The sequence below is a fragment of the Streptomyces malaysiensis subsp. malaysiensis genome, assembly GCF_040653035.1.
In the GTDB taxonomy this organism is placed as follows: Bacteria; Actinomycetota; Actinomycetes; order Streptomycetales; family Streptomycetaceae; genus Streptomyces; species Streptomyces malaysiensis.
The window spans coordinates 47,356-70,203 of record NZ_JBEZNG010000006.1 but is presented as its reverse complement, the minus strand read 5'-3'; the positions used below and the strand labels follow the sequence as shown (position 1 = coordinate 70,203).

The window sequence follows — 22,848 nt, the reverse complement described above, 5'->3', positions numbered from 1 at the left end:
CGGGACGGCCGCGCCCATACCGGCCGGAACCGAGATCACGCCGCGGAAGACCGGCACCTCGCGCCCGAAGAAGACCGCCTTGGTGCCGTGCGGCCCGAAGCGGCGCTCGGTCCGGCCGATATCGGCGGGCCGGACCGGCGGCGGCCGTCCGGCGCGTCCCTCAGACCGCTGGCCCGGCCGGTGATCCGACCGGACGGCGCCGGTCCGGCGGCGGCGGTCGCGCTGTGTCCCGCGGCGCCGTCGAGAAGCACATCAGTCCCGCGACCGCCGTCGAGAAGCACATCAACGCCATCTTCGAGAAGCTCGAACTCCGGGGAACCCGGGTTGCGGCCGCCGGGTGCTCGCCGTTCCGCGCCATCTGGGAAGCTGAACGCGAGGGGTCGGGGAGCCGAGGAGCCGAAGAGGAGGCCGCGATGGCCGAGAGCAAGAGCACACCGGTGACGGCCGAGCTGTACGACTACGTCCTGCGGCACAATCCGCCGCTCGACCCCGTCCTGCGCGAGCTCGTCGAGGTCACCCACCGCAACCTCCCCCAGCAGGCCGGAATGCAGTCCGCCGAGGAGCAGGCCCCGCTGCTGGCCTTCCTGGTCCGGCTGACCGGCGCCCGCCATGTGGTCGAGGTCGGCACCTTCACCGGCTTCTCCGCGCTGGCCATGGCCCGGGCGCTGCCCGCCGACGGCCGGCTGATCGCCTGCGATGTGTCGGAGGAGTGGACGGCGTACGGGCGGAAGGCGTGGGCCAAGGCGGGCGTCGAGGACCGTATCGACCTGCGGATCGCGCCCGCGCTCGACACCCTGCGCGCGATGCCCGCCGAGCCCCATATCGATCTCGCCTACCTCGACGCGGACAAGCAGAACTACATCCCGTACTGGGAGGAGCTGGTCCCGCGGCTGAACCCCGGCGGTCTGATCGTCGCGGACAACGTGTTCTACCACGGGCAGGTCACGGAGGCGGCGCCGCCGTCCGCGGGCGCCGCGATCCAGGCGTTCAACGACCATGTGGCGGCGGACGCCCGGATGGAGGCGGTCATGCTCACCGTCGCCGACGGCCTGACGCTCGCGCGTCGGCTCGGCCGTGGCGGCGGGCGCGGAGCCTCCGAGGGCTGAGCCGCCGGGCGTGGAGGCGTCGGGGGCTGAGCCGCCGGGGACGGACGCGCCGCCAGACCCGGGCCCAGCGCCGGGGGGTCGACCGCGTCCAGCGATGGGGCTTCCCGGGCCCGCCGACGGGTTCGGTCCGTGGGGCGGGTTCGGTCCGTTCGGCCGACTCGGTCCGTTCGGCGGGTTCGGTCCGTTCGGCGGGTTCGGCTGGCTCGTTTCGTTCGGCGGTGGGCGGCTGTGCGGCGTGCTCGGCCCCGCCGGGCCGGTCCAGCTCGCCCCACTTACCGGGCGGCCGAGCGGGCCGTTTGCCGGGCTCCTCACCGGGCCCACGCGGGGTGCCCGGGGCGCCGGGTGCGCCGGGTGCGCTCGCGGCGCCGGGCATGAGCGGGGTGCCCGGTGTGAGCGGGGTGCCGGGCGGGACGGCCGCACCGGCCTGTTCGGCGGCGAACTCACGCGCGGCGATCAGCTCACGCGCGTGGGCGGCCTCGCGCTCGGCCTGCTCGGGGTGGCGGGTCCGCCAGTACGGATTGTCATGCGGTAGCCCGCCGCTGACCCGTCCGTACATCCCGAACCACATCAGCAACAGCCCCACCACAAAGCTGAACAGCACGTTCTGCAACCGGAACGCCAGGAAGTTGAACGAGGTCTCCAGCAGCGCCAGATTGACGAACCCGCTCAGCAGGAAGAGCACCCCGAGCACGAGGTTGAGCGTGGAGGCGAAGTTGCCGCCGATGAGCATGCCGATGAAGAGCAGCAGCCCGATGGCGATGGAGAGCACGCTCAGCGTGCCGTTGGTGTTCAGTCCGGCGACCGTGGCACCGCCGATGTCGAAGAAGCCGACCCGGTCGATCAGGCCCAGGATGCCGAAGGCGACGAGCACCAGCCCCATGAGCCCGGCGCCGACGCGATAGAACTTGCTGAGCCGGTGATCGATCGGCAGGTGCTCATCGAGGGTGGTGTGCCCGCCGATCCGCTCCGGCCAGTGCCGTGCGACTCCGGCGGGGTGGGGACCGATGGGGGAGGGGCGGCCCGTAGCCATCTCCGGCCTCCTTCTGCTGGCGCCGGACCTCGGCTTCGCGCTCTTCGCGGTCGAGGCCGTACCCGCGGTGGCCACGTCACCGTCGCGTACACGAGGTACACGCGCACATCCGGCGGCGTCGCGTACGTCCGGGGACGCGGCACGGGTACGTACCTCCCAGCATCCGCCCGCGCCCCCCGAGGCTCAACCTCGGCCCGATCCCGGCCCCATCCCGGCCCGGCCTCAGCCGCAGCAGCCGCCCCCGCAGCAGCCGCCACCGCCACCGCCGCCGGACGGGGGCCGGGCGGAGGAGGCGGCAGAGGAAGAGAACGAGGACGAGGCGCCGGTGACGGCCACGGTGGACAGCAGCTTCACCGTGTCGTCGTGCCCGTCCGGGCAGGACGCGGGAGCGGAGGACTCGGCCATGGGCCGACTCAGCTCAAAGGTGGTTCCACAGGCGCGGCAGCGGTATTCATAGCGAGGCATGGCAGGAGGATAACCACCCAAACGCGGCTCAGCTCCCCGAACAGCCCCCCTGAGCCCTGCGGCCCTCGGAGGGGGCTGAGGAACTGAGGGCCGAGGGACTCGGGGCCCGGAGCCTCGGGGCCCGGAGCTTCGGGGGCCCAACGCGCCGGGGGCTCAACGCGGCCGGGCCCAACGTGGGCGGGCCAACGCGCCGGGGGCCCAATGCGGTGGGGGCAATGTGGTGGGGGGCTCAACGTGGCCGGGGCAATGCGGCCGGGTTCAACGTGGCCGGGGCAATGCGGCCGGGCCTAACGTGGCCGGGGCTCAACGCGGCCGGGCTAAAGGCGGCGGGGGCCCAACGCGGCGGGGCTCAACGTGGCCGGGGCAATGCGGCCGGGCCTAACGTGGCCGGGGCTCAACGCGGCCGGGCTAAACGCGGTGGGGGCTCAGCGCGGCGAGGCCCAATGTGGCCGGGGCCCAACTCGGTGGGGGCCCAACGCGGCCGGGCTAAAGGGCGCTGGGGGGGGGGCTCAATGCGGCCCGCCCCGCTCCTCCCGGATCTCCTGGACGACCCGGGCGACGGTCTGCCGCACGGCCTCGGTCTCGGAGAGGAAGTGCCACCAGTCCGGATGCCGCCCCTCGAGCCCCGCGATGGCCCGGTCCAGGCGCTCCACGGCGTCGTCCAGCGGGCGCGCGTGGCGCGGATCGGGGGTGCTGCGCCCGGCCATGGCCAGCCGCTGCGCGTCGCGGATCGCGAACCGGGTGCGCTCGATCTCCTTCTGCTGGTCGTAGGACACCTCGTCCAGCCGCCGCAGCCGGTCCCCGGCCGCCGAAACGGCCTCGTCCGTGCTGTTGAGCAGCGCCCGTACGGTGGCCAGCAGCGCGGTGGCGTCCGGCCAGCGCTGCTCCTCGCGCGCCGCCTGCGCCTCCTTGAGTTTCTCCTCGGCCTGTGCCACATCCCGCGCGGCCTGCGCGGGGACCGGCTGGAGATCCTGCCAGCAGGCCGCGCTGTAGCGGCGGCGCAGCTCGCTGAGGACGGGCTCGACCCCGGCGGCCCGGGTGGTGATCGCCTGGGCGCGGGTGCGCAGCGACACCAGCCGCTTGTCGATCTCCGCCGCCCGCTCCGGCAGCCGCTCGGCCTCCCCGCGCACCGCCTCCGCCCTGCGCAGCACATCGTCGGCGCGCCGCAGGGTCTCCTGCACACCGTGCTGCCCGGCCCCCTGGTTGAGCTTGGTCAGCTCGGGCGACAGCGCCGCCAGCCGGGCCGCCAGATCGTCCGCCCGCAGCCCCGAGGCACGCACCGCGTCCAGCGCGTTACTCGCCGCGAGCAGCGCCTGCCGGGCCCGCTCCACCGCCGGCGCCAGCCGCGCCAGCCGCGTCTCGGCCTGCTCGAGCAGCGGCCCCAGCCCTTGCGCGAACCGGTCCAGATCCGCCTTGGTGCGCTCCAGCGCGTCCTTCGCCCTGGTCAGATCGGCGCGGGCGCGGGAGGCCGTGGCCCCGTCCAGATCGTCGCGATCCAGATCATGGGCGTCCACCGCCGTGATGTAGTCCCGGCTGACCTGGTCGATCCGCTGCCCCAGCGCCGAGAAGTCGGCAGCTGTCCGGCGCGCGGCGGGCGAATCGTCCACGGCGGTGATCGTCTCGATGGAGATCCGCAGATCCCGCTGCGCGGTGTCCAGCTCATAGAACGCCGCCGCCGCGGCGTCCTTCGCCGCCTGCGCCTCCGCCCGCTGACTCTCCCCCCGCCCCCCGAACCATCGCCGCCCCCCGCTCCCACCGGCGAACGACAACGCCCCCACCACCGCCAACAACGGGACCGGCAACAGCACCAGCCCGAGCACGGAGGGACGCCGCGCACGGCGCGCGCGGTCGCCGGCCGGACGGAGTGGACGGTGCGGACGGCGCGATGGACGCGCAGAGTGTCCAGATGTCGCCGCCACTACCCGCTCCCGATGGATCGCCCAGGTCCGAATGTCATTCTCCCACCCGACACTGACGAACACAGTGCTCGGTTCGGTTCGCGATCTGCGGACATCTCCCACCCGAACCCGACCCCCGACCCCGACCCCAAACCTGCCCCGTCCCAGGCCCCTCCCCACCGACCGCACGATTGCGGCCCCGCCCCGGGAACCCTGTAGGCTGACAGCTCCCCTGGGGCGCATAGCTCAGCGGTAGAGCGCTGCCCTTACAAGGCAGATGTCGGCGGTTCGAACCCGTCTGCGCCCACAGTGATTGAGCGTAGGAAAGAGGCGGTAGCTGCCCCCCGGCTGAGTTGGGGGGCAGTCTCAGGCTGATCGCCCGCGCGCTCGGCGTAGAGATCGTTGCACTGTTCTGTCGCCGCATCCTCGACGAGCTCGGCGCACGACGCGCCGCGCCTAACGTCCATGGTCAGTACGGCTAGAGGTCGATGACGACCTTGCCGTGCACATGTCGGCCCGCTTGCAGCTCGACCGCCGCGCGGATCCGCTCCACCGGGAAGCTCGCCGCAATGGGCACACGGAGCCGGCCCGCCGCGATCAGGCGGGCAATCTCCTCTATGCCGCCGGGGGCGGCGTTGGCGCCGTTTGCCGGTGTGATTCCGTCGACCTGCGCGGCGATGGTGGTGATGCGCTCGTCCGGAACGCCGAGTTCTCGTGCCGCCCGCACCGTGTCCGTCCCGAAGAGGTCGATGGCCGTGGTGACGCCGGTGGGGGCCAGGGCGCGGAGCCGGTCGGCCAGGCCGTCGCCATAGGCGACCGGCTCGGCCCCGAGGGCGCGCAGGGCATCGGCCGATGTCGCCGATCCCGTCCCGATCACTCGGGCGCCCGCGAGCCGAGCGAGCTGGACGGCGAACACGCCGACCCCGCCTCCCGCGCCGCCGATGAGCAGCGTGTCGCCCGGGCCGGGGTTGACGACGGCGAGGGCGGCGGCGGCCGTGCACCCCGCTATGGCAAGGGTGGCGGCGGTGCGGTCGTCGACGCCGTCGGGGGTGTGGTGTGCGTCGCCGCCCGCCGCAATGGTCCCTGCCACGTCGATGACTACGTAGTCGGCGACCGCGCGGGAGAGGGCGCCGCCGAACACTCGGTCGCCGGCCGCGAACCCGGTCACGCCGTGACCGACCTGGTCCACGACCCCGGCATAGTCGGTTCCGAAACCGGACGGCAGGCTCAAGCCGAAGCGGGTGGCGGTGTCCGCGTCAGAGGTCATGAACCAGTCCATCGGGTTCAGGCCAGCCGCGGTGACTCGCACGCGGATCTGCCCCGAGCCGGCCTGCGGCGCGGGTACTTCGCGGATGTTCAGGACCTCAGGACCGCCGAATGACTCGAGCCGGACCGCCCTGCTGGTGGTCGCCGACGTGTTGACGCTCGGTTCTTGCATGCTCACTTGTTTCCCTCAGGGACGAACGAGAGGAGCGAAAGGAAAGTGGACTATGCTCCGTTTGCAAGCGACACCCTAGCGCAATCGGAGCGTGATCCGTTTTGGAAGAGTTGCAGACTCGCGAACTTCGAGCGGATGCGACTCGCAACCGCAACCAACTCCTCGAAGTGGCAACTCGCATGTTCGTGTCCGCCGACACCGAGCCGTCCATGCGCGCGGTCGCACGCGAAGCCGGGGTCGGCATCGCCACGCTCTACCGGCACTTCCCCAACCGCGAGTCCCTGGTTGACGCGGTCTATCGCGATCAGGTCGCGCGGCTCACCGCCGGTGCCCGCGAACTACTCGCTCAGCTGTCCCCGCCCGCGGCGCTGCGACGCTGGATGGACCTGTTCGGCGAATGGATCGCGACGAAGAACGGCATGCTCGACACGCTGCTCGCGATGATCGAATCGGGCGAGATCGCCCATGCCCGGACCCAGACCGAACTGCTCGCGGCCATCGACGACATCCTCGACGCCGGCCGCGCCACGGGCGAGCTGCGTGCCGATGTCACCGCCGAAGACATCGCCGCCAGCCTCATCGGCATCTTCACTGTGGCCCCCTCGCCCGAGCATGAGGCCAGGGCAAGCCGGCTGCTGAATATTCTGATGGACGGCCTCCGACCTACGCCCTGAGCCGCTCATCTACGGCGTTCCGGCTACGAGTGCGTGTCCGCCTGCCCCTCGTCCCCGGTCGCCCGCACCGGCAGCGCCGCCACCGCGTCCAGCCGTACTGCCCCGAGAGGTTGGGGCCGCGCATCGAGGCCCCGCACTGACTCCGGGTGTGCGGGGAGCCCCTCCCGGTCCGGAGGCCGCCGTCTCCAGTACCAACTTGAAACCAGCATCCTCACGACGCCCGCATGCCGCCGTCGACGGAGAGGACCACTCCGGTGACGTAGGAGGCGCGGTCGCTCAGTAGCCAGGCGGCGGCCTCGGCGATTTCCTCGGGCTGGGCCGCGCGGCGCAGCGGGGTGCGCGCGTTGAGGTGGTCGATGATGCCCGGCGACTCCGCTTCCCAGTGGCGCATCATCTCGGTCAGCGTGGTGCCGGGGGCGATGGCGTTGACGCGGATGCCCTCCGGGCCGTAGGCGACGGCGGCCGACTCGGTGAGGCTGTGGACACCTCGCTTCATCGCGCTGTACGCGGGCAGTACGGGGTTGCCCTTCCAGCCGCCGACGGACGAGGTGTTGACGATGGCGCCCGTGCCGGCGGTCGCCCTGATCGCGGCGACCTGGGCGGCCAGGGCCAGCCAGACGCCCTTGAGGTTGACGCCGTACTGCTCGTCGAAGTCCGCCTCCGGCACCTGGTCCATCGGGCCGGGCTGCCGCGTGCCGATCGCGCCGTTGTTGAAGGCGGCGTCGAGTCGGCCGTACGCCTCCACCGTGCGGTCGACGGCGGCGCGCACGCTGGTCGCGTCGGCCAGGTCGCACACCGCGTACTCCGCGGTGCCGCCCGCCGCCCGGATCTGTTCGGTCACCGCTTTGAGCTGGTCCTCGGTGCGGGCCGCGAGCAGTACCCGGGCGCCTTCCCGGGCGAAGAGGCGCGCCGCGGCGGCGCCGATGCCGCGGCCGGCTCCGCTGATGAAGGCGACCTTGCCCGTCAGCAGACCCGGGGCGGTGGGGGCGGAGGTGTCGGAGGTGTGGGTGGTGTGGGTGGTAGGGGTGGTGTTCATGCCGATGAGCCTGGGGCCGGTCGGATACCCGCATCCAGGCACCGGCGGTACCTGGATCGGCTTCGTCGGCCCGCTGACACTGGGGGACATGGACAGGCGAGAGCTGGCCGGCTTCCTGCGCAGCAGGCGCGAGCGGATCACCCCCGCCGATGTGGGGCTGCCCGCCGGGCCGAGGCGCCGTACCCCGGGGCTGCGGCGCGAGGAGGTGGCGCAGCTGGCGTTCATCTCGACCGAGTACTACACGCGGCTCGAGCAGGCCCGCGGCCCGCGCCCCTCGCGCGAGGTGCTGGCCGGACTGACCCGCGCCCTGCGCCTGTCGGACGCCGAGCGCGCCCATCTGCACTACCTCGCCGGTGCCCCGCCCGCCCCGCCGCCAGGGCCCTCCCGAGAGGTGCGCCCGAGCATCCTGGACCTGCTGCGGCGGCTACCGCACGCCGCGGCGCTCGTACTGTCCGCGGCCTATGAGGTGATCGCGCACAACGACCTGGCGGCCGCACTCCTGGAGGACTTCTCCGCCCTGCCCCGGCACGAGCGCAACTTCCTGCGCCGCACCTTCCTCGATTCTTCGGCGGGGGAGCGGCAGTGGTACAGCCGGTCCGGTATGGAGATCTTCGGCCGCACCGCGGCCCGGCACCTGCGGGCCGCCGCCGCTCGCTACCCCGACGACCCCGAAGTGGCCGCGCTGGTGAAGGACCTGCTCGCCGGCAGCGCGGAGTTCGCCCGGCTGTGGGCCGCCTACGACATGTCGGTCGAGCCCGCCCCGCAGAAGACCTTTCGGCACCCCCTGATCGGTCCCATCACGCTCAACTGCGATGTCCTGGACATCGCCGACCGGGACCAGCGGGTCGTGATCTACACGGCCGATCCCGGCTCCCCGGCGGAGGAGGCTCTGCGGCTGCTGTCGGTGATCGGCACACAGCGCCTGGACGTACCCGGCTGACCGCGGCTCAAAGGCTCGATATGCCATGGACGGCCGCCGGCTCCGGACTCAGGTGGGCGAGGAGCGCCTCTACGAGCGCTTCCAGGGCCGCGACGGTGGCCGGTTCGGTGAACCGGCCGTCCTCGGCGGCGATCGCGTCGGCGCGTGCGAGGGCGACCTGTGGCGCGGCGATGAGCACCGCGCCCGAGCGCTCCAGCACCGTCCGCAGTCCCGACTGGGCCTCCATCGCGCCGCGGGCACTCGTACTCGCGCTGAGCATGGCGACCGGCTTGTCGGTCAGGGCGCTGTCCCCCCAGGGCCGGGAGAGCCAGTCCAGCGCGTTCTTCAGCACCCCGGAGACCAACCCGTTGTAGGACGGTGTGGAGATCAGGACGGCGTCGGAGGCCGTCACCAGGTGGCGTGCGGCATGTACGGCCTCGTGCCGCTTGCCGCTCTCGTCATCGCTCTGGTGGTAGTAGGGCAGTTCCTCGATGGCGAGCCGTACGGCCGCCGCCGGTTCGGGGCGAGCGGTGAGCATTCGTTCGATGGTCGCGATCGCCATGGTGTTGAGCGAGTCGTGACGAAGGCTGCCCGAAATGAGAACGATCCTGGTCATGCTGCTCTCCTTGGTTTTCCGGGAGTACGGCGAGCAGGGGTCCTCTCCATCATGCAACGCCGACTCACTCATTGTTGACACCGGCCGTGTAAATAAAACGGGAAACATACTTCACCCGGAATCGGTCGCTCTGTCGCAAATGCAGTGAGAAGGGTGCCGGGATTCGTCGAGGGTGATGGGGGTTCGGCCGTGATTCGCGGAGAACTCGCTGGTGAGAGCGGTGGTATGGAACTGGTACAGATAAGGAATCGGACTGGTAGCCCCGGTGGGCAATCTAGTCCCTGCCTGAAGTTCGCGGCGTCGCAACGCGTTTTGTTTCGCCGTTGGGCTCCGGGCGTGCAACCCGCCCCATCCGTTTTCACGGAATGTTCGTGGGTGACGATCCGTAACCCGGATCAAGCCCTGGTGTGTGGGTTCACAAAAGCGCCCCTCGATTCGGCGAAGGAGGTGAATTCAGATGACCAAGCTCGTCCGCCGCGTGACTCGCGCCGCCATCTGAAGAAGGGATCCGGTTCCACCGGACCCGTACTGCGGGAACAGGACACGTCGCCGACAGCCAGGCTGCTCGGCCACGTGATTGACCCGCCCTGAGCCCTGACGCACCTTGTCGAGGGTCTTGCCCCCGGGGGGAGGTCACCTCCCCCCGGGGGCGCATCGCATCGTAGCCGTCCAGACAGGGAGGAGTCCGGTCTCATGGGCGCGCTTGAACGGATCACCCGCATCGTCAGTCAACCCGGACACGGACTGTTGGCCTGTGACGTCCGGGGTGGGCTGCACTGGCTCGACCGCAACCTCAACATCCGCGTCTCGTCCCCCCTCCCGGCGACTGCCCAGGCCCCCTCCGGGGACCCCGTCTACGCGGTGAAGGTCGTCGGCGACTGGATCATCACCCGGGACAAGGCCGGCAACATCTGCCGCTGGGACACCGAGACGCTCCGTCTGAGCGATCGGCTCGATGCGGCGTCCACCGCCAACACCGAACATCTGCTGGAGGGCGAGCAGCCGTCGCCCACCATGCTGCGCGGCATCGGCGTGTGGCAGGGCAAGGCGTACCTCAACAACGGGTACTTCCAGGTCGTCGTCCTGGACGTCGAGTCGTTCACCGTCGACCGCATCTCCCTGTGGCCGCACGGCTACGACATGCTGGAGTGGTTCTGCACGGACGCGCCCGGTGTGCACGCGGTCTCCGACCGCAGCGGCCATATCCATCTCGGCTCCCTGCCCGACCTGGACTTTCCAACGGTGGTGCAGGTCGACACCTCGAATGTGCACCGTGTGGTCTACGACGAGCGCCACGACAGGTACTGGGCCATCTGCGACGCGGGGCTCGGCCCCACGCGCAACATCAGCAACGGCGTGGTCACCCTGGGCCTGGACGGCGAGATCGACCAGCGCATGGACATCGCGCGCAACGACGTGGAAGGTCTCGTCTTCTCGCCCGACTTCTCCCGGGCCTACATCGGCGGCTTCGACGGGGAACTGGTCGTCTTCGACAACTCCACGCCGCGACTGAGGATCGAACAGCGTATCCGCGGCTTCAGCCACCAGATCATCGATGTCACCGTCGACGAGGACGGCAGGATCTACACCCTCACCCAGGACGGTGAGGTGACGGCCCTCTCCCCGCAGGGCAAGGTCCTCACCCGGCTCGGCCATCCCCGCCAGTGCGTATGGGACATCCAGCCGCACCCGGCGGAGCCCGGGGCGCTCGTCGTGGCCACCGACGACGGTGCCTTCGAGGCCCGTATGCGCACCTCGCCCGCGGGGCACGCCTCGCTCGAGGTGACGGGCCGCCACCGCACCGGGCTCGGTTTCTCCCGCCGGATCCGCGCCGCCTCCGACGACCTGGTGGGGGCGTTCTGGCCATCGCGGCTGCGCCGGTTCACCACCGCGGACACCACGGTGTGGGAGGCACAGCTTCCCGGCATCATCCACACCGTGGCCGTGTCGCCGGACGGCGGCCGGGTGCTGGCCGCCTGCAACGCCGGCGGATACGAGTTCGACGCCGCGACCGGCGAGCCGACCTGGCAGGTCGAGGACCTGCCCGCCAGCGCGTGGGCCTGCGCCTATCTGGACGACGGCCGCCGGCTGCTGGCCACGCGCAACGGACAGCTCACCGCCTACGGCGACCAGGCCGAACCATCCTGGTACGCCGAGCTGAACAGCTACCCCAAGCGGCTCATCACCGACGGGGACCGGGTGCGGATCACCGGGGGCGGCGGCGTCAAGGAGATCGTGGTGGGCGAGGACAAGCCCACCCGCCAGTTCACCGAACTGCTCGACAACACCGCCGAGAACTGCGTCCTGATCGACGGGGTGCTCTGCGTCGTCACATACGGCATGCAGGTCGCCGCGTTCGACTACGACACCGCCGAACTGCTCGACTTCCACGAGGACTTGCCCGACTTCGGCAAGGGCATGGCCGCACTGCACGGCCCGGACGGCCGCGCCTATGTCGTGGTCGGTGGCCGCGGCGGATTCCTGCGGCTGTATCTGATGGAGCGCACGGGCGGTGGCCGAGTCCTCACTCCGCTGCGCGACCTGTGGCTGCCGCTCTCGGACCGGCCGGTGTCCTCCGCCGGTACGACCGGGTCGGCGGGTGCCACCGGTTCGGCGGGTACGACCGGTTCGGCCGGAGCCACCGGTGCCGCCGGTGCCACCGATGAGGAGGCCGCCGTACGATGACCGACGCAGGGACCGCGGAGGAAGCGGGCTCCGTGACACCGGACGGAGCGGGCGCGCACGCGGCCGACGAGTCCGTGGAACCCAACCCGCTCGCCGACCGCAGGTTCCTCGTCTTCGCCGCGGGCAACGCGGCGAACAACGTCGGCGAAGCCCTGTACGCCACGGCCCTGCCCCTGCTGGCCTACCAACTCACCGATTCCTTGGTGGTGATGGCCTGGCTGGCCGCCGCCGTCCCCGTGAGCGACCTGTTCGCCCCCGCCCTCGGGGCGTGGGCGGACCGGCGGGGCGTGCGCGGCCTGATCGTCCAGGGCCTGCTGGCGCAGGCCGGCGCGGCGCTCGCCATGAACCTGCTGCTGCTCGGCGGTCATTCGGCGCCGTGGCTGCTGTTCCTGTGCGCGGTGGTGCTGGAGACCGGGGGGCTGGCCTACCGCACCGGCTGGATGACTGGGGTTCCCGCTCAGTTCCCCGACTGTCCCGTACGGGCCAGAGGCACGCTCAACAGCCTCTTCCTGGCGACCACTCTGGCGGGTCCGCTGCTCGTGGCCGCGCTGCTGCCCTGGGTGGGGTACCAAGGGCTGCTGTGGCTCAACCTGCCCACGTTCTTCGCCCCGCTGGTGGTCTGGGCCGTGGGGGTCAGGCCCGCACGCTCCGCCCCCGCGTCCCCGCACAAAACCGCCCCCGCATCCCCGGACGAAACCGCCCCCGCGTCCCTGGACAAGACCGCCCCCGCGCCCTCGCACGAAGGCGGCCGGACCGACGGCGGGGCCCGGCGTACGGCACCGCGGTGGGTGAAGCGGCGGGCGGCCGGGGCCCAGGCGCGGGCCGGGGCCGAGGCGCCACCGTCACGTATCCGCGACGGCTGGGACGCCATCAGGCAGGACAAGCGCATCAGCGTCATGCTCGTGGCGGACATGGTGCTCAGTGCGGTGTGCGGCACCGGACTGACCTCGCTCATCGTTTACCACCTGCGGCACGGGTGGGCCCTTTCGGGCCAGCAGGCCGGCCTCGCGATCGCGGGGATGAACGTGGCGTCATTGGTCGGCAACCTGCTGGTCTCCCAGCGCCGCCGACTGCGGCCATGGACACCGATGACGCTCGGTGTGGCCGCGCGGTCCGTCGCGCTGATTCTGATGATCGTGCCCGTATGGCCTGTCTTCATGTTCGCGGTCGTGCTCGGGGCCCTGGGACAGGGCGCCGTGATGGCGACGGTGGTCATGGCACGCGTCCGGTACCTCCCGCCCGGTGTCCTGGGCCGCGCTTCCGGTCTCATCTGGCTGCTGACCGGCGGTGCGGCTCTGCTGTCCCCCGTGTTCGTGTCCGCACTTGACGATGTCGTGGGCACGCCCCCCACCTTCCTGGTGCTCGGGATCGCCACTACGACGGTGCTGCTGCACCTTCGACTCACGCGTGCCGCGTGGCGGCCCGTGCCGAGGCCGCAAGAACCGGCAAGGAGGACGAACGAACCATGATCGAGCCACGCGACGACGCCCATCCGCAGGCCGAGGCCGAGCCGTCTGTGAGCCTGCTGGACGGCGACACCGGCGCGCTGCCCGCCGCACGGATCCGCCGCAAGGTGCGCATCCCGCTGCACCACGGCTCGGCGGAACCCATCGCAGCCGACGTGATGACCTTCGGCGGGCTCCTGGACGGACGCGAGCACCTCGCGCTGCGGCTCGGGCCCCGGCACCCCGAAGTGCCCCTGGTGCGGGTCCACTCGGAGTGCCTCACCGGTGAGGTGCTCGGTTCGGCGCGCTGTGACTGCGGGCCGCAGCTGCGGGAGGCGATGCGCCTGATCAATACCGCCGGTGGCACCCTGCTGTACCTGCGGCAGGAGGGCCGCGGCATCGGCCTGTACAACAAGCTGGACGCCTACAGCCTCCAGGACCAGGGCCTGGACACCTTCAGCGCCAACCGGGCGCTCGGCCTCGACGACGACCTGCGGGACTACGGGGTGGCCGCGCAGATGCTGCGAGCGCTCGGCGAGGTCGAGATCGACCTGCTCACCAACAACCCCGACAAGCGCGAACAACTGCGCCACTACGGCATCGCGGTGCGGCACACCGTGTCCACCGGCGTGTACGCCAACCCCCACAACAGGGGGTATCTGACCGCGAAGGTCGCCCGCACCGCGCACACCATTCGGCTCGAGGAGTCAGCATGATCCGTCATCTCGGACCCATCAGCGGCGTGGCCGCCCACGGTGGGAACCTCATCGCCACCGCGGGCTACGACAACCAGGTCATCCTCTGGGACGCCGCGACCCGCACCTCGATCAGCCGCGTCTACCACGACCACCTCGCCAACCAGGCGGCCTTCAGCCCGGACGGGCGGCATCTGGTGACCTCGTCGAGCGACTACACGGCACGGCTGTGGTCCGTGCCCGACCTCAAGCTCATCGCCGTCCTCGGCGACCACAAGGACGACGTGGAGATGTCGGCCTTCCACCCCACCCTCGAACTGGTGGCCACCGCCTCCCGCGACCACGGGGTGCGGGTGTTCGACTTCTCCGGCAGGCTGACGGCCTCCTTCGAGGGGCACACCGCCGACGTGATCTCCGTCGCCTGGGCGGGGGACAGCAGGGAACTGCTGACCTCGAGCGACGACGGGACCGTCAAGCGCTGGTCGCTCGATGCCGGCGGACTCGTCTCCGAGGTCGACCTGGGCGGGGCGGAGACCGACACCATCGCCATCACCCCGACCGGCACCGTGTACGCGGGCAACGACGATGGCGAGATCGTCATCATCGCCGACGGGACCGCCAACGCCACCCCCGCGCACGAGGCGGGGATCAAGCGCCTCGTGCACAACGCCTCGTCGCGGTCGCTGGTCAGCCTCAGCTACGACAGGACGCTGCGGGTCTGGGACACCTCGGGCCCCGGGGGCGAGCTCAACCTCCTGCACACCAGCGAGTATCCGGCCGAGGTGTGGGCCCGCTCCTGCGACTTCCTGGACGACACCACACTCGTCTTCGCCACGTTCGGCTCCACCTACGCCACCTACCACCTCACCGATCAGCGGTGGGACCTGTCCGGCGTCATGCCCACGGCCTGTGTCAACTCCGTGGTCGCCGATGCGGCGGGGCGTGTGTGGACGGTCGGTGACGCGGGGATCGTGTGGCGGGACGGCGCGGAGGTCTCGCGCCCCGGCAGCCTGTGCAACTTCCTCGTCGAGGCCGGTGGCCGGATGCTGACGGGCGGTCAGCTCGGCCAGGTGTTCGACGCGGCCGACGGCCATGTCATCCATCAGCACAGGTCGCCGCTGAACTGCGGTGCCGCCTTCACCAGGGACGGCAGGCCGCACGTGGTGATCGGCGCCTACACGGGCGAGGGTCTGGTCTTCCAGCTCACCGAGGGGGGAACCTTCGAGCTCGTCGCCACGCTGCCGCTGCACACCAACGCGGTCAAGGGCGTCGCCGTCTCCGGGAACACCCTGTTCGCGGTGTGCGCGGACACCTCGGTCTCCTGGTTCTCGCTGGACACCCTGACCGAGACCGGCCGCCTGGACGACGCCCACGGACGGATCGCCAACGGCTGCGCGGCCCTGCCCGGCGGGGTGTTCGTCAGCGTTTCCCGCGACCTGACGCTGCGCACCTGGCAGCGGGAGAAGTGCGACACGATTCCCACGCCCCACGACCACTCGGTCAAGTGTGTCGCGGCATCTCCCGACGGCCGTCTCGTCGCGACGGGCTCGTACGCGGGCGCCATCGCCGTCCACGACCTCCGCACCGGCGCGTGGCCGTTCATCGGCCGCCCGACGACGGCGGGCATCTCCTCCCTCCACTGGGACGCGGTGGGAGCCCGCTTCCTCGCCTCGTCGTACGACGGATCCGTCCACCCCGTAGACCTCGCACCGGTCGGGGCGGCCGGATGAGCACCACCGTATCCGTCGTCAATCCGAACGATCTCTCCGACCGGGCCGCCATGGGACTGCCCGACTCCTTCGTGGACCGCACCGACCACGCGGGACTCGCCGCCCGCACACGCCGTCTGGCGCGCGAATCGCCGACGACACTGGTACGTCTCGTCCAGGACCCGGCCAGGACCCCGACGACCCGGCTCGCCGCGGGCAGACTGCTCGGCCTGCTCGGGGATCCGCGTATCGACACCTTCGACCCGGCCATGGTCGACGTACCGGCGGCCCGCGTATGGCTCGGACTCGACTCGGCGGACGTCGACGCGGTCGTGCGGAAATGGGGCCACGTCGGTGTGGTGCGCGATTGGATCGAGAAGGAGACCCCCAGGTACGAGGCGGACATCGGCGCGTTCCGCATCGCCCGCTTTCCCGTGACCAACCAGGAGTACCGGGACTTCCTCGGTGAGAACCCGGACGCCTCGCTCCCCACGTCATGGACGTTCGGGGTGTATCCGGCCCACCTGTCCAACCACCCGGTGTGGACCGTGGCGCCCCGGGACGCCGACGCCTACGCCGCCTGGCTCGCGCGCCGCACCGGCAGGGCGTTCCGGCTGCCCACGGAAGCGGAGTGGGAGTACGCGGCGAGCGGTGGTGACGGCCGTGACCACCCCTGGGGCGACGCACCGAACGAGGACCATGCCAACACCGTGGAGACGGGGCCGCTGTCCACCACACCCGTGGGGATGTATCCCGCGGGGCGCGGGCCGTTCGGCGCCGACGACATGGCGGGCAACGTGGAGGAGTACGTGGCCGACGACTACCGGCCCTACCCCGGTGGCCGGTCCATCGACGACGACCTCGGCAGCGGTGTGGACACCTACCGGGTCAGCAGGGGCGGCAGCCACACCCGCTACGACGACCTCGCCCGCTGCACCCGCAGACACGGCTATCACCACCGGCTCATCTACGCCATGGGCTTCCGGCTGGCCGAGACGCCGGACACCGGCGACACGGTGCGATGACGCGGATGCCGGAAGCACCGTGGGGCGCGGGCCGCTCCGACCGTTCCTCCGAAGGTATGGATCATGGAGATCGACTACTGGAACCCCAATGTGCACTACCACCCGTGGATCCTCGACAGCATCGGCGACCACCCCCGTGAAGCACTCGACATCGGCTGCGGCGACGGTCGTCTGGTCCGGGCCCTGGCAGATCGGGCGCGGCATGTCACCGGCCTGGACTCGTCGGCCGCCATGGTCGAGCACGCACGCTCCGCCAACCGGGACGTCACGAACGCCGACTTCGTGGAGGGCGACGTCTTCGACCTGGTCGGCACGGCCCTGCCGCATGAGCACTACGACGTGATCACCATGGTCGCCGTCGCCCACCACCTGGGTACGGACCGCGCGATCCGGACGGCGGCCTCGCTCCTCGCGCCCGGTGGGCGGCTCGTCGTGGTCGGCCTGGCCGCGCCCCGCTCCGCCGTCGACTGGGTGGCGCTCGTTGCCGCTCTCCTCGCCATCCGCCGCGAGGCCAAGCGGCACGGCGGGAAGCGCGCACAGGACGGCCTTCCCGTGGCCGAGCCCGATATGACCTGGTCCCAGGTCCGCCACACCGCTCACCTGCTGCTCCCGGGCTCGCGATGGCGCCGCCGTCTCATGTGGCGCTACTCGCTGCTGTGGGAGAAGCCCGGAGCCCCCGCTCGTGAGCACACCGCTCCGGACTTCTGACACCTCAGCTCCCCGTCAGCCGCCCATCAGCCGCCCTTTGCCGCCCGTCCTGGCCGAGCGGGCGACACACTGTCGGCCGAAGGGGGCTGCGCCTGTTGGCAGAGGGCCATGGCTCTGCTGAGCTTGGCCGCGTGATGGCTCAGGCCCTGCTGGCGGGCCTGGCTGATGATGGCGAGGATGTTGCTCCGCTCGCGGTCCAACCACCGCAGCGCGTGGTCCGGGCCGCCGTGCGGCGGCGACGCGCTGCCGTTGCCGATCGACCAGGCCGGGCGGTAACGCACCTGGCCGGTCAGCAACACATCACAGGCACTCTCCACGCGTGTCACGGTCTGGGCGGCCAACCGAGCGACGGCCTCGGTCTCCTCGGCGGAGTTCGGGGCGGGCAGGGAGCGGGCGAAACTGTGGACGAGGCCGTGGAAGGAGTACCTGCCGAACTCGAACTGCTGAAGAAGGTTCACATCCAGCAGGTACTCCAGGATCCGCTCCGCGCTGTCCGGACCCGTGCCCAGCAGGGCGGCGGCCGCGGACACGTCGAAATCGGCGCCCGGGTGCAGAGTCAGCAGCCGGAAGGCGTCCTGATGGGCCGGCTCCATCACCCGGTAGGACGTGCGCAGCACCCCGGCGACGCTACGGTCACCCGACTCCAACTCCCTCAGGGCGTGGGTGTCGTCTTCGAGCCGGTCCGTCAGATGGCGCACGCTCCAGTGCGGCCGCTTGCGCAATCGGGCCGCGCAGATCCGCAGCGCCAGCGGAAGGCCCCCACAGAGGCTCACCAGGCGGGCGGTCGCCTTCGGTTCGGCGGCCACCCGGTCGTGGCCCAGGAGCCGGCGCATCAGCTCCACACCGTCCTCCTCGCCCAGCACGGCGAGCGAGAGCTCCTCGGCACCTTCCAGCTCCGGCAGCCGGACGCGGCTGGTGATGAGCACGAGACTTCCCGCCGCGGTGGGCAACAGCGGTCTCACCTGGGCGACATCCCACGCATCGTCCAGGATCAGCAGTATCCGCCGCTTCGCGCTGGTCATCCGCCACATGGTCAGACGGCAGTCGTCGTCATCGGCGACGCACTCGTCCGCCGCTCCCAGGGCCCGCAGCAGATCGCCGAGACCCCGCTCGGGGGAGAGCGGCTCCTCCGCCGAGGCGAAGCCGCGCAGGTCGAGATAGAGCTGGCCGTCCGGGTAGTCGCCCGCCAGCCGATGTGCGACATGCATGGCGAGGGCCGTCTTGCCGCTTCCCCCCATTCCCTCGATGACCACGATCCGGGGGCCCGTCTGCTCGGCCACGGGGTGCGCCATCGTCGTCAGCCGGCGTAACTCGTCCTGGCGGCCGGTGAAATCGGCGAGGTCGCGCGGGATCGAGCGTGGAGCGGCCACGATCGAAGGCTCTTCTACGGGAGGCTTCTGGTCCCGGCCCGCGGTCAGCCAGGCTTCGCCGCGCAGGATCGCCTCGTGCAGCTCCGTCAGCTCGGGGCTGGGGTCGATGCCCAGCTCCCCCGCCAGCAGTGACCGTATCCTGGCGTATTCCTCCACCGCCTCGGCCTGCCGGCCCGCCCGGTACAGGGCGAGCATGAGCTGACGCATCAGGGTTTCCCGGAAGGGGTGGGCGACGACGGACTCCCGGAGGTCGGCGATGAGTTCGCTCGTCTCACCCAGGTCCAGCCGTAGGTCGAAGCAGTGCTCGAGCGCGGCGATATGACGTTCTTCCCAGGCGGGCCGCAGGGTGTCGATCAACGGTCCGCCCGCTCCGACGAGTATGGAACCGCGCCACAGCCCCAACGCGGCAGTCAAATCGGCGACCGCGTCCTTGAGGCGGCCCTCCGCGTGGGCGGTCTGCGCACGATGCGTCCAGAGGTCGAAGAGCCGCAGATCCAGGCTGTCGTCGTCGACCACCAGGCGGTACCCATGGCGCTCGGTGAGGATGATCTCCTGGCCGGACGGGATCTGGTGTCGCAGCCGGGCGACGGCCTTGCGGATCTGCTGGGTCGCCGTGGAAGGGGGGTCTTCGCCCCATACCGCTTCGACCAGTCGGGGAATCGGCACCACCCATCCCGACTCGAGGAGCAGCAACCCGAGGACGCGCTCGTTGACAGGGCCATCGAGATTTAATCGCCTGTCACCGTCCCATGCCTCCAGCGCGCCGAGAATTTTGAAACACAGATGGTTTGGGGGGTTCGACTGCATGATTGTGCTCCCACTGGTCGCGTCCCCCGTACACGCACAGAGCCTCCGCGTGGCCTTCCCGCACTGCTTGCAAGGTGCTTGTTGCCCCTCAGATGGTCATGCCATACATGTGGTCGGATCAAGAGTTGCACTTATTGGAGTCTGCCTCCGCTGCGGTTCCTTGACATCCAACTTCACTGAACATAACCGTGGGTAGTCAAGGCGGGGGCCGGGTGCTTCTCGAGCAGGTGTCGTGCGAATTGCGCGGGAGCGATGACCTTGTGGGGAATGTCCCACTGTTGGGGTCTCATGGTCCCGTGTATGTGCTTACCGGTGCCTTCAATTGAACTGTGCCGATATCGCTGATATCGGGTCACAAGGTCTGGTCCGGCGGCAGCGGCACGATGGTCACCGCGCGGTAGTCGTACCCGTCCTGTTCGAAGCCGGGCGCTTCCCATACGAGGTCGACCCGCTGGCCGGGCGAGAGTGTGCGGAAGCCGGTCACCTGGATGTCGGAGAAGTGGCCGAAGCAGCCGCCGGGGGTCTCGGGGGAATCGAGCACGCCCCACCCTTCCTCGTCGCTCCACTCGCGGACGGTCGCCATCACCATGGGGTGGACCCTATGGGCTCCGGCGGCCTCGGCGCAGTTGGATTTCGAGGGCGCGCGGCCGTGCGGGTCGCCCCGGCTCCTCCATCGGACCCGACGGCCGGGGCGGTCGATCCGGACATCCGGCACTCGTACGGCTGTCGGCGGCGGCCCAAGATCCACAACTCGGCCGCCGCGTGTGGGACCGCTCACGGCAACCGACCGGCATCCGCCGGCCCACCGACCAGTACGGCGGTACCAGGTCCCCGGTCCTCGGCTCCGGCCGACACACGATCATTCGCAAGCCCGATGCCTCCTTCCACCGGCGGGAGCCACCATGCTGGTGGAGACCTGCGAAGAGGAGCGCGTCATGTCATATCCGGAATTCCTCGAGTACCCGGAGCCCCGCTACCACGGCGACACGGGCGAAGTGAACGCGGCCTTCCGCCCGGCCAATACCCCACCCGACATCTCCTCGCCCGGCGGTTCTACCCACTACCTCGCCACCAATGAATCGACGGGTGGGGAATTCGGCCTGTACAAGATGGAGTTGGGCGCCCGGTCCGCCGGAGCGAAGACCCACTTCCACAAGGCCATGTCGGAGTCCTTCTACATCCTCTCCGGTGAACTGGAGCTCTACAACGGCGAGAGGTGGGTCACCGGCCGTGAAGGCGATTTTCTGTATGTACCGGTCGGCGGCCTGCACGCCTTCAAGAACGAAACCGATGAACCCATGTCCATGCTCTTGCTCTTCTCCCCGGGCGCCCCGCGCGAGGAATACTTCGAGCGGGTCGCGGAGATGACGCGGCGCGGCGGGGAGGAACTCAAGCGGTTTCGCATCCGGCACGACAGCTACTTCGTGGAGGACTTCGAGCCCGAGGGGGAGTAGCCGCAACAGGGGTCTCGTCCGATCAGGCCGGCGAGGCGATCACGGGACGAGTATGAGCTTGCCGCCGGGTCGGCGGGACCGGCTGAGTTCGGCCGCCTCCTGGAACTGGTCGAGCGCGTAGGCGCGGGCGACCGATACGACCAGGACGCCTTCACCGGCCAGCCGGGCGAACTCGTCCATCCGGTCGTAGCGCAGGTCGATTTGGGTGACCCTGGCGCCCAGCTCGGCCGCGGCGGCGAAGTCCGAGACGGTGAGGACGCGGTCGGAGTCGCCGGTCAGCCCGATCAGGGTCGGCAGCGAGCCGCCGGCCGGGCTGGCCTGGTCGGCACGGTCGATCCGGCCGCCGGTCGGAGCCGTGTCCAGGGCGCGGTCGAGGCGGCCTCCGGCCAGTGCGGCGACGCGGTCGGCCATGCCGTCGCCGTAGCCGGTCACCCGGGCGCCGATCTCTTCCAGGGCGGCGGCCCGCGCCGGCCCGGCGGTGGCGATCACCCGGACGCCCCGGTGCAGCGCGAGGCGCACCGCCGCCTCACCCACAGTGGAGCCCGCTCCGTGGACGAGCAGCAGCTCACCCGGCTGGACGCCGAGGTCGTCGAGCGCATGCCACGCCGTCTCGGCCGCCATCGGCAGCGCGGCGGCCTGCTCGGCGGTGACGCCCTCGGGAATCCGCGCCCAGGCCGCCATCAGCGCATACTCGGCGGCCCCGGCCGTCGGGCCGTCGAAGGCCGCCGGGCCGAACACGCGGTCGCCGATCTCCACGCCGGTGGTGCCCTCCCCGAGCGCATCGACGGTGCCCGCGATCTCGAAGCCGATCCCGCGCGGCAGCGGCGGCAGACGGTCGGCCAAGAGGCCGTCGATCACCGCCCAATCGGACGGGTTCAGACCACACGCCCGCACGGCGATCCGGATCTGACCGGGGCCCGGCTCCGGCTTCGGGACGTCGCGGAGCACGATCACGTCCGGGGATCCGAACCGGTCGAACTGAAGGGCCTTCATGACGATCTCCCTGTGTGATGACAGCATCTGCTGTCATCGACCCTAACACCCATGACGACAGCATCTGCTGTCATATCCTGGTGGGCATGCCACGATGGGAATCCGACGCACAGGGCCGACTCGAGCGGGCGGCGCTCGAACTATTCGAGACGCAGGGGTTCGAACGCACCTCGGTCGCGCAGATCGCGCGCACCGCCGGTCTGACCGAGCGTTCCTTCTACCGCTACTTCCCCGACAAGCGGGAAGTCCTCTTCGCCGACAACGAGCTGGAGGCTCACCTCGTCGCCCAGGTCGAGGCGGCCGACCCGAGCCTCAGTCCGATCGAGGCGCTGCTGACCGCGCTGGGAACCGCGGACGAGGTCTTTCACCCTCGCGACTTTCTGCTGCGCCGCATCAAGGTGATCGCCGCCAACCCGGCACTGGCCGAGCGTGATCTGATCAAGCTCGCCGACATCGCCGACGCGCTGGCACGGGCACTCGAACGCCGCGGCGTCGAGCCCGGCAAGGCACGCTTCATCATCGACGTGGCGATAGCGATCTCCCGGCGCGCCACATCCCGCTGGCTGGCCGAGCCGGACACGGCGCTCTCCGAACTCGTCGCCCAGGCCGCCGCTGAACTCTGCGAGACGGTCACGCCGCCGGCCCCGACGGCCCGCTGAGTCCGCCGTGCGAAGGGGGCGGCTACGGCCCCGCCGGGCTCGGTTCGATGTTGTGGTTGAGCCGGAAGACGTTGCCCGGGTCGTACTGGGCCTTCACCGCGGCCAGGCGCCGGTAG

General features: G+C 70.8%; 20 protein-coding genes, 1 tRNA gene and 2 pseudogenes. 12 read left to right on the top strand and 11 right to left on the bottom strand.

Features of this window, described 5'->3' with window-relative positions; translation table 11 throughout:
* Nucleotides 1–15 precede the first annotated feature (15 nt).
* Nucleotides 16–153: pseudogene (locus AB0E24_RS14685) on the bottom strand (DedA family protein); the annotation flags it as partial.
* Between the two features lie 260 nt (nucleotides 154–413).
* Here AB0E24_RS14685 and AB0E24_RS14680 point away from each other — a divergent pair.
* Complete coding sequence (locus AB0E24_RS14680) at nucleotides 414–1,106, top strand: O-methyltransferase (protein ID WP_099016907.1); 693 nt, start codon at nucleotides 414–416, stop codon at nucleotides 1,104–1,106.
* Nucleotides 1,107–1,581: 475 nt separating this feature from the next.
* Here the strand turns inward: AB0E24_RS14680 and AB0E24_RS14675 are convergent.
* From AB0E24_RS14675 to AB0E24_RS14665, 3 genes and pseudogenes are all read right to left on the bottom strand, one after another.
* A pseudogene (locus tag AB0E24_RS14675) lies at nucleotides 1,582–2,136 on the bottom strand (DUF4383 domain-containing protein); the annotation flags it as partial.
* Between the two features lie 222 nt (nucleotides 2,137–2,358).
* On the bottom strand, nucleotides 2,359–2,601 hold the full coding sequence (locus AB0E24_RS14670; protein ID WP_359377147.1) for an FmdB family zinc ribbon protein: 243 nt from the start codon (nucleotides 2,599–2,601) through the stop codon (nucleotides 2,359–2,361).
* Between the two features lie 509 nt (nucleotides 2,602–3,110).
* A complete protein-coding gene (locus tag AB0E24_RS14665) occupies nucleotides 3,111–4,409 on the bottom strand; it encodes a coiled-coil domain-containing protein (RefSeq protein WP_173963468.1) in 1,299 nt (432 codons plus the stop codon).
* A gap of 325 nt (nucleotides 4,410–4,734) precedes the next feature.
* Between AB0E24_RS14665 and AB0E24_RS14660 the strand changes: the two genes are divergently transcribed.
* Nucleotides 4,735–4,806 (top strand) — tRNA-Val (locus AB0E24_RS14660).
* 171 nt (nucleotides 4,807–4,977) lie between these two features.
* Here the strand turns inward: AB0E24_RS14660 and AB0E24_RS14655 are convergent.
* A complete protein-coding gene (locus tag AB0E24_RS14655; protein ID WP_359377143.1) occupies nucleotides 4,978–5,937 on the bottom strand; it encodes an NADP-dependent oxidoreductase in 960 nt (319 codons plus the stop codon).
* A 101-nt stretch (nucleotides 5,938–6,038) separates the two neighbouring features.
* On the opposite strand from AB0E24_RS14655, the gene AB0E24_RS14650 reads away from it, so the two are divergent.
* Nucleotides 6,039–6,611 (top strand): TetR/AcrR family transcriptional regulator, encoded by a 573-nt coding sequence (locus AB0E24_RS14650; protein ID WP_102934454.1) that lies wholly within the window; start codon nucleotides 6,039–6,041, stop codon nucleotides 6,609–6,611.
* Nucleotides 6,612–6,822: 211 nt separating this feature from the next.
* Here the strand turns inward: AB0E24_RS14650 and AB0E24_RS14645 are convergent, their stop codons facing one another.
* Nucleotides 6,823–7,647, bottom strand: coding sequence for an SDR family NAD(P)-dependent oxidoreductase (locus tag AB0E24_RS14645; RefSeq protein ID WP_359377139.1), 825 nt, complete (start codon nucleotides 7,645–7,647; stop codon nucleotides 6,823–6,825).
* A gap of 88 nt (nucleotides 7,648–7,735) precedes the next feature.
* On the opposite strand from AB0E24_RS14645, the gene AB0E24_RS14640 reads away from it, so the two are divergent.
* Nucleotides 7,736–8,587 carry a helix-turn-helix transcriptional regulator gene (locus tag AB0E24_RS14640; RefSeq protein ID WP_359377136.1) on the top strand — a complete coding sequence of 284 codons (852 nt, stop codon included), beginning with the start codon at nucleotides 7,736–7,738 and terminating at the stop codon, nucleotides 8,585–8,587.
* A 7-nt stretch (nucleotides 8,588–8,594) separates the two neighbouring features.
* Here AB0E24_RS14640 and AB0E24_RS14635 read toward each other — a convergent pair whose 3' ends face one another.
* A complete protein-coding gene (locus AB0E24_RS14635; protein ID WP_347235542.1) occupies nucleotides 8,595–9,182 on the bottom strand; it encodes an NADPH-dependent FMN reductase in 588 nt (195 codons plus the stop codon).
* A gap of 693 nt (nucleotides 9,183–9,875) precedes the next feature.
* On the opposite strand from AB0E24_RS14635, the gene AB0E24_RS14630 reads away from it, so the two are divergent.
* The 6 genes from AB0E24_RS14630 (at nucleotide 9,876) to AB0E24_RS14605 (ending at nucleotide 17,449) form a co-directional block, all read left to right on the top strand.
* The gene (locus AB0E24_RS14630; RefSeq protein ID WP_359377132.1) at nucleotides 9,876–11,867 is read left to right on the top strand and encodes an outer membrane protein assembly factor BamB family protein; all 1,992 of its coding nucleotides are present in this window, start codon (nucleotides 9,876–9,878) and stop codon (nucleotides 11,865–11,867) included.
* A complete protein-coding gene (locus AB0E24_RS14625) occupies nucleotides 11,864–13,336 on the top strand; it encodes an MFS transporter (protein WP_206332219.1) in 1,473 nt (490 codons plus the stop codon). The genes AB0E24_RS14630 and AB0E24_RS14625 overlap by 4 nt, the downstream gene beginning before the upstream one ends.
* Entirely contained in the window at nucleotides 13,333–14,028 is a 696-nt protein-coding gene (locus AB0E24_RS14620) for a GTP cyclohydrolase II (RefSeq protein ID WP_079153428.1), read from the top strand. Before AB0E24_RS14625 ends, AB0E24_RS14620 begins: the two co-directional genes overlap by 4 nt.
* On the top strand, nucleotides 14,025–15,737 hold the full coding sequence (locus AB0E24_RS14615) for a WD40 repeat domain-containing protein (protein ID WP_079257447.1): 1,713 nt from the start codon (nucleotides 14,025–14,027) through the stop codon (nucleotides 15,735–15,737). Before AB0E24_RS14620 ends, AB0E24_RS14615 begins: the two co-directional genes overlap by 4 nt.
* Nucleotides 15,734–16,741 carry a formylglycine-generating enzyme family protein gene (locus AB0E24_RS14610; protein ID WP_359151887.1) on the top strand — a complete coding sequence of 336 codons (1,008 nt, stop codon included), beginning with the start codon at nucleotides 15,734–15,736 and terminating at the stop codon, nucleotides 16,739–16,741. Before AB0E24_RS14615 ends, AB0E24_RS14610 begins: the two co-directional genes overlap by 4 nt.
* 63 nt (nucleotides 16,742–16,804) lie before the next feature.
* Nucleotides 16,805–17,449, top strand: a complete 645-nt coding sequence (locus AB0E24_RS14605) for a class I SAM-dependent methyltransferase (RefSeq protein WP_359377129.1) — start codon at nucleotides 16,805–16,807, stop codon at nucleotides 17,447–17,449.
* Between the two features lie 26 nt (nucleotides 17,450–17,475).
* Here the strand turns inward: AB0E24_RS14605 and AB0E24_RS14600 are convergent, their stop codons facing one another.
* Both AB0E24_RS14600 and AB0E24_RS14595 read right to left on the bottom strand, forming a co-directional pair.
* Entirely contained in the window at nucleotides 17,476–19,626 is a 2,151-nt protein-coding gene (locus tag AB0E24_RS14600; RefSeq protein WP_359377126.1) for an AfsR/SARP family transcriptional regulator, read from the bottom strand.
* Nucleotides 19,627–19,978: 352 nt separating this feature from the next.
* Nucleotides 19,979–20,215, bottom strand: a complete 237-nt coding sequence (locus tag AB0E24_RS14595) for a cold-shock protein (RefSeq protein WP_069869140.1) — start codon at nucleotides 20,213–20,215, stop codon at nucleotides 19,979–19,981.
* A gap of 346 nt (nucleotides 20,216–20,561) precedes the next feature.
* On the opposite strand from AB0E24_RS14595, the gene AB0E24_RS14590 reads away from it, so the two are divergent.
* Entirely contained in the window at nucleotides 20,562–21,080 is a 519-nt protein-coding gene (locus AB0E24_RS14590; protein WP_069869362.1) for a cupin domain-containing protein, read from the top strand.
* Nucleotides 21,081–21,119: 39 nt separating this feature from the next.
* Here AB0E24_RS14590 and AB0E24_RS14585 read toward each other — a convergent pair whose 3' ends face one another.
* Nucleotides 21,120–22,073 carry an NADP-dependent oxidoreductase gene (locus AB0E24_RS14585; protein WP_102934447.1) on the bottom strand — a complete coding sequence of 318 codons (954 nt, stop codon included), beginning with the start codon at nucleotides 22,071–22,073 and terminating at the stop codon, nucleotides 21,120–21,122.
* 86 nt (nucleotides 22,074–22,159) lie between these two features.
* On the opposite strand from AB0E24_RS14585, the gene AB0E24_RS14580 reads away from it, so the two are divergent.
* Complete coding sequence (locus AB0E24_RS14580; RefSeq protein WP_359377124.1) at nucleotides 22,160–22,732, top strand: TetR/AcrR family transcriptional regulator; 573 nt, start codon at nucleotides 22,160–22,162, stop codon at nucleotides 22,730–22,732.
* 22 nt (nucleotides 22,733–22,754) lie between these two features.
* Here AB0E24_RS14580 and AB0E24_RS46185 read toward each other — a convergent pair whose 3' ends face one another.
* Nucleotides 22,755–22,829 carry a BBE domain-containing protein gene (locus tag AB0E24_RS46185; protein ID WP_518524787.1) on the bottom strand — a complete coding sequence of 25 codons (75 nt, stop codon included), beginning with the start codon at nucleotides 22,827–22,829 and terminating at the stop codon, nucleotides 22,755–22,757.
* Between the last annotated feature and the right edge of the window lie 19 nt (nucleotides 22,830–22,848).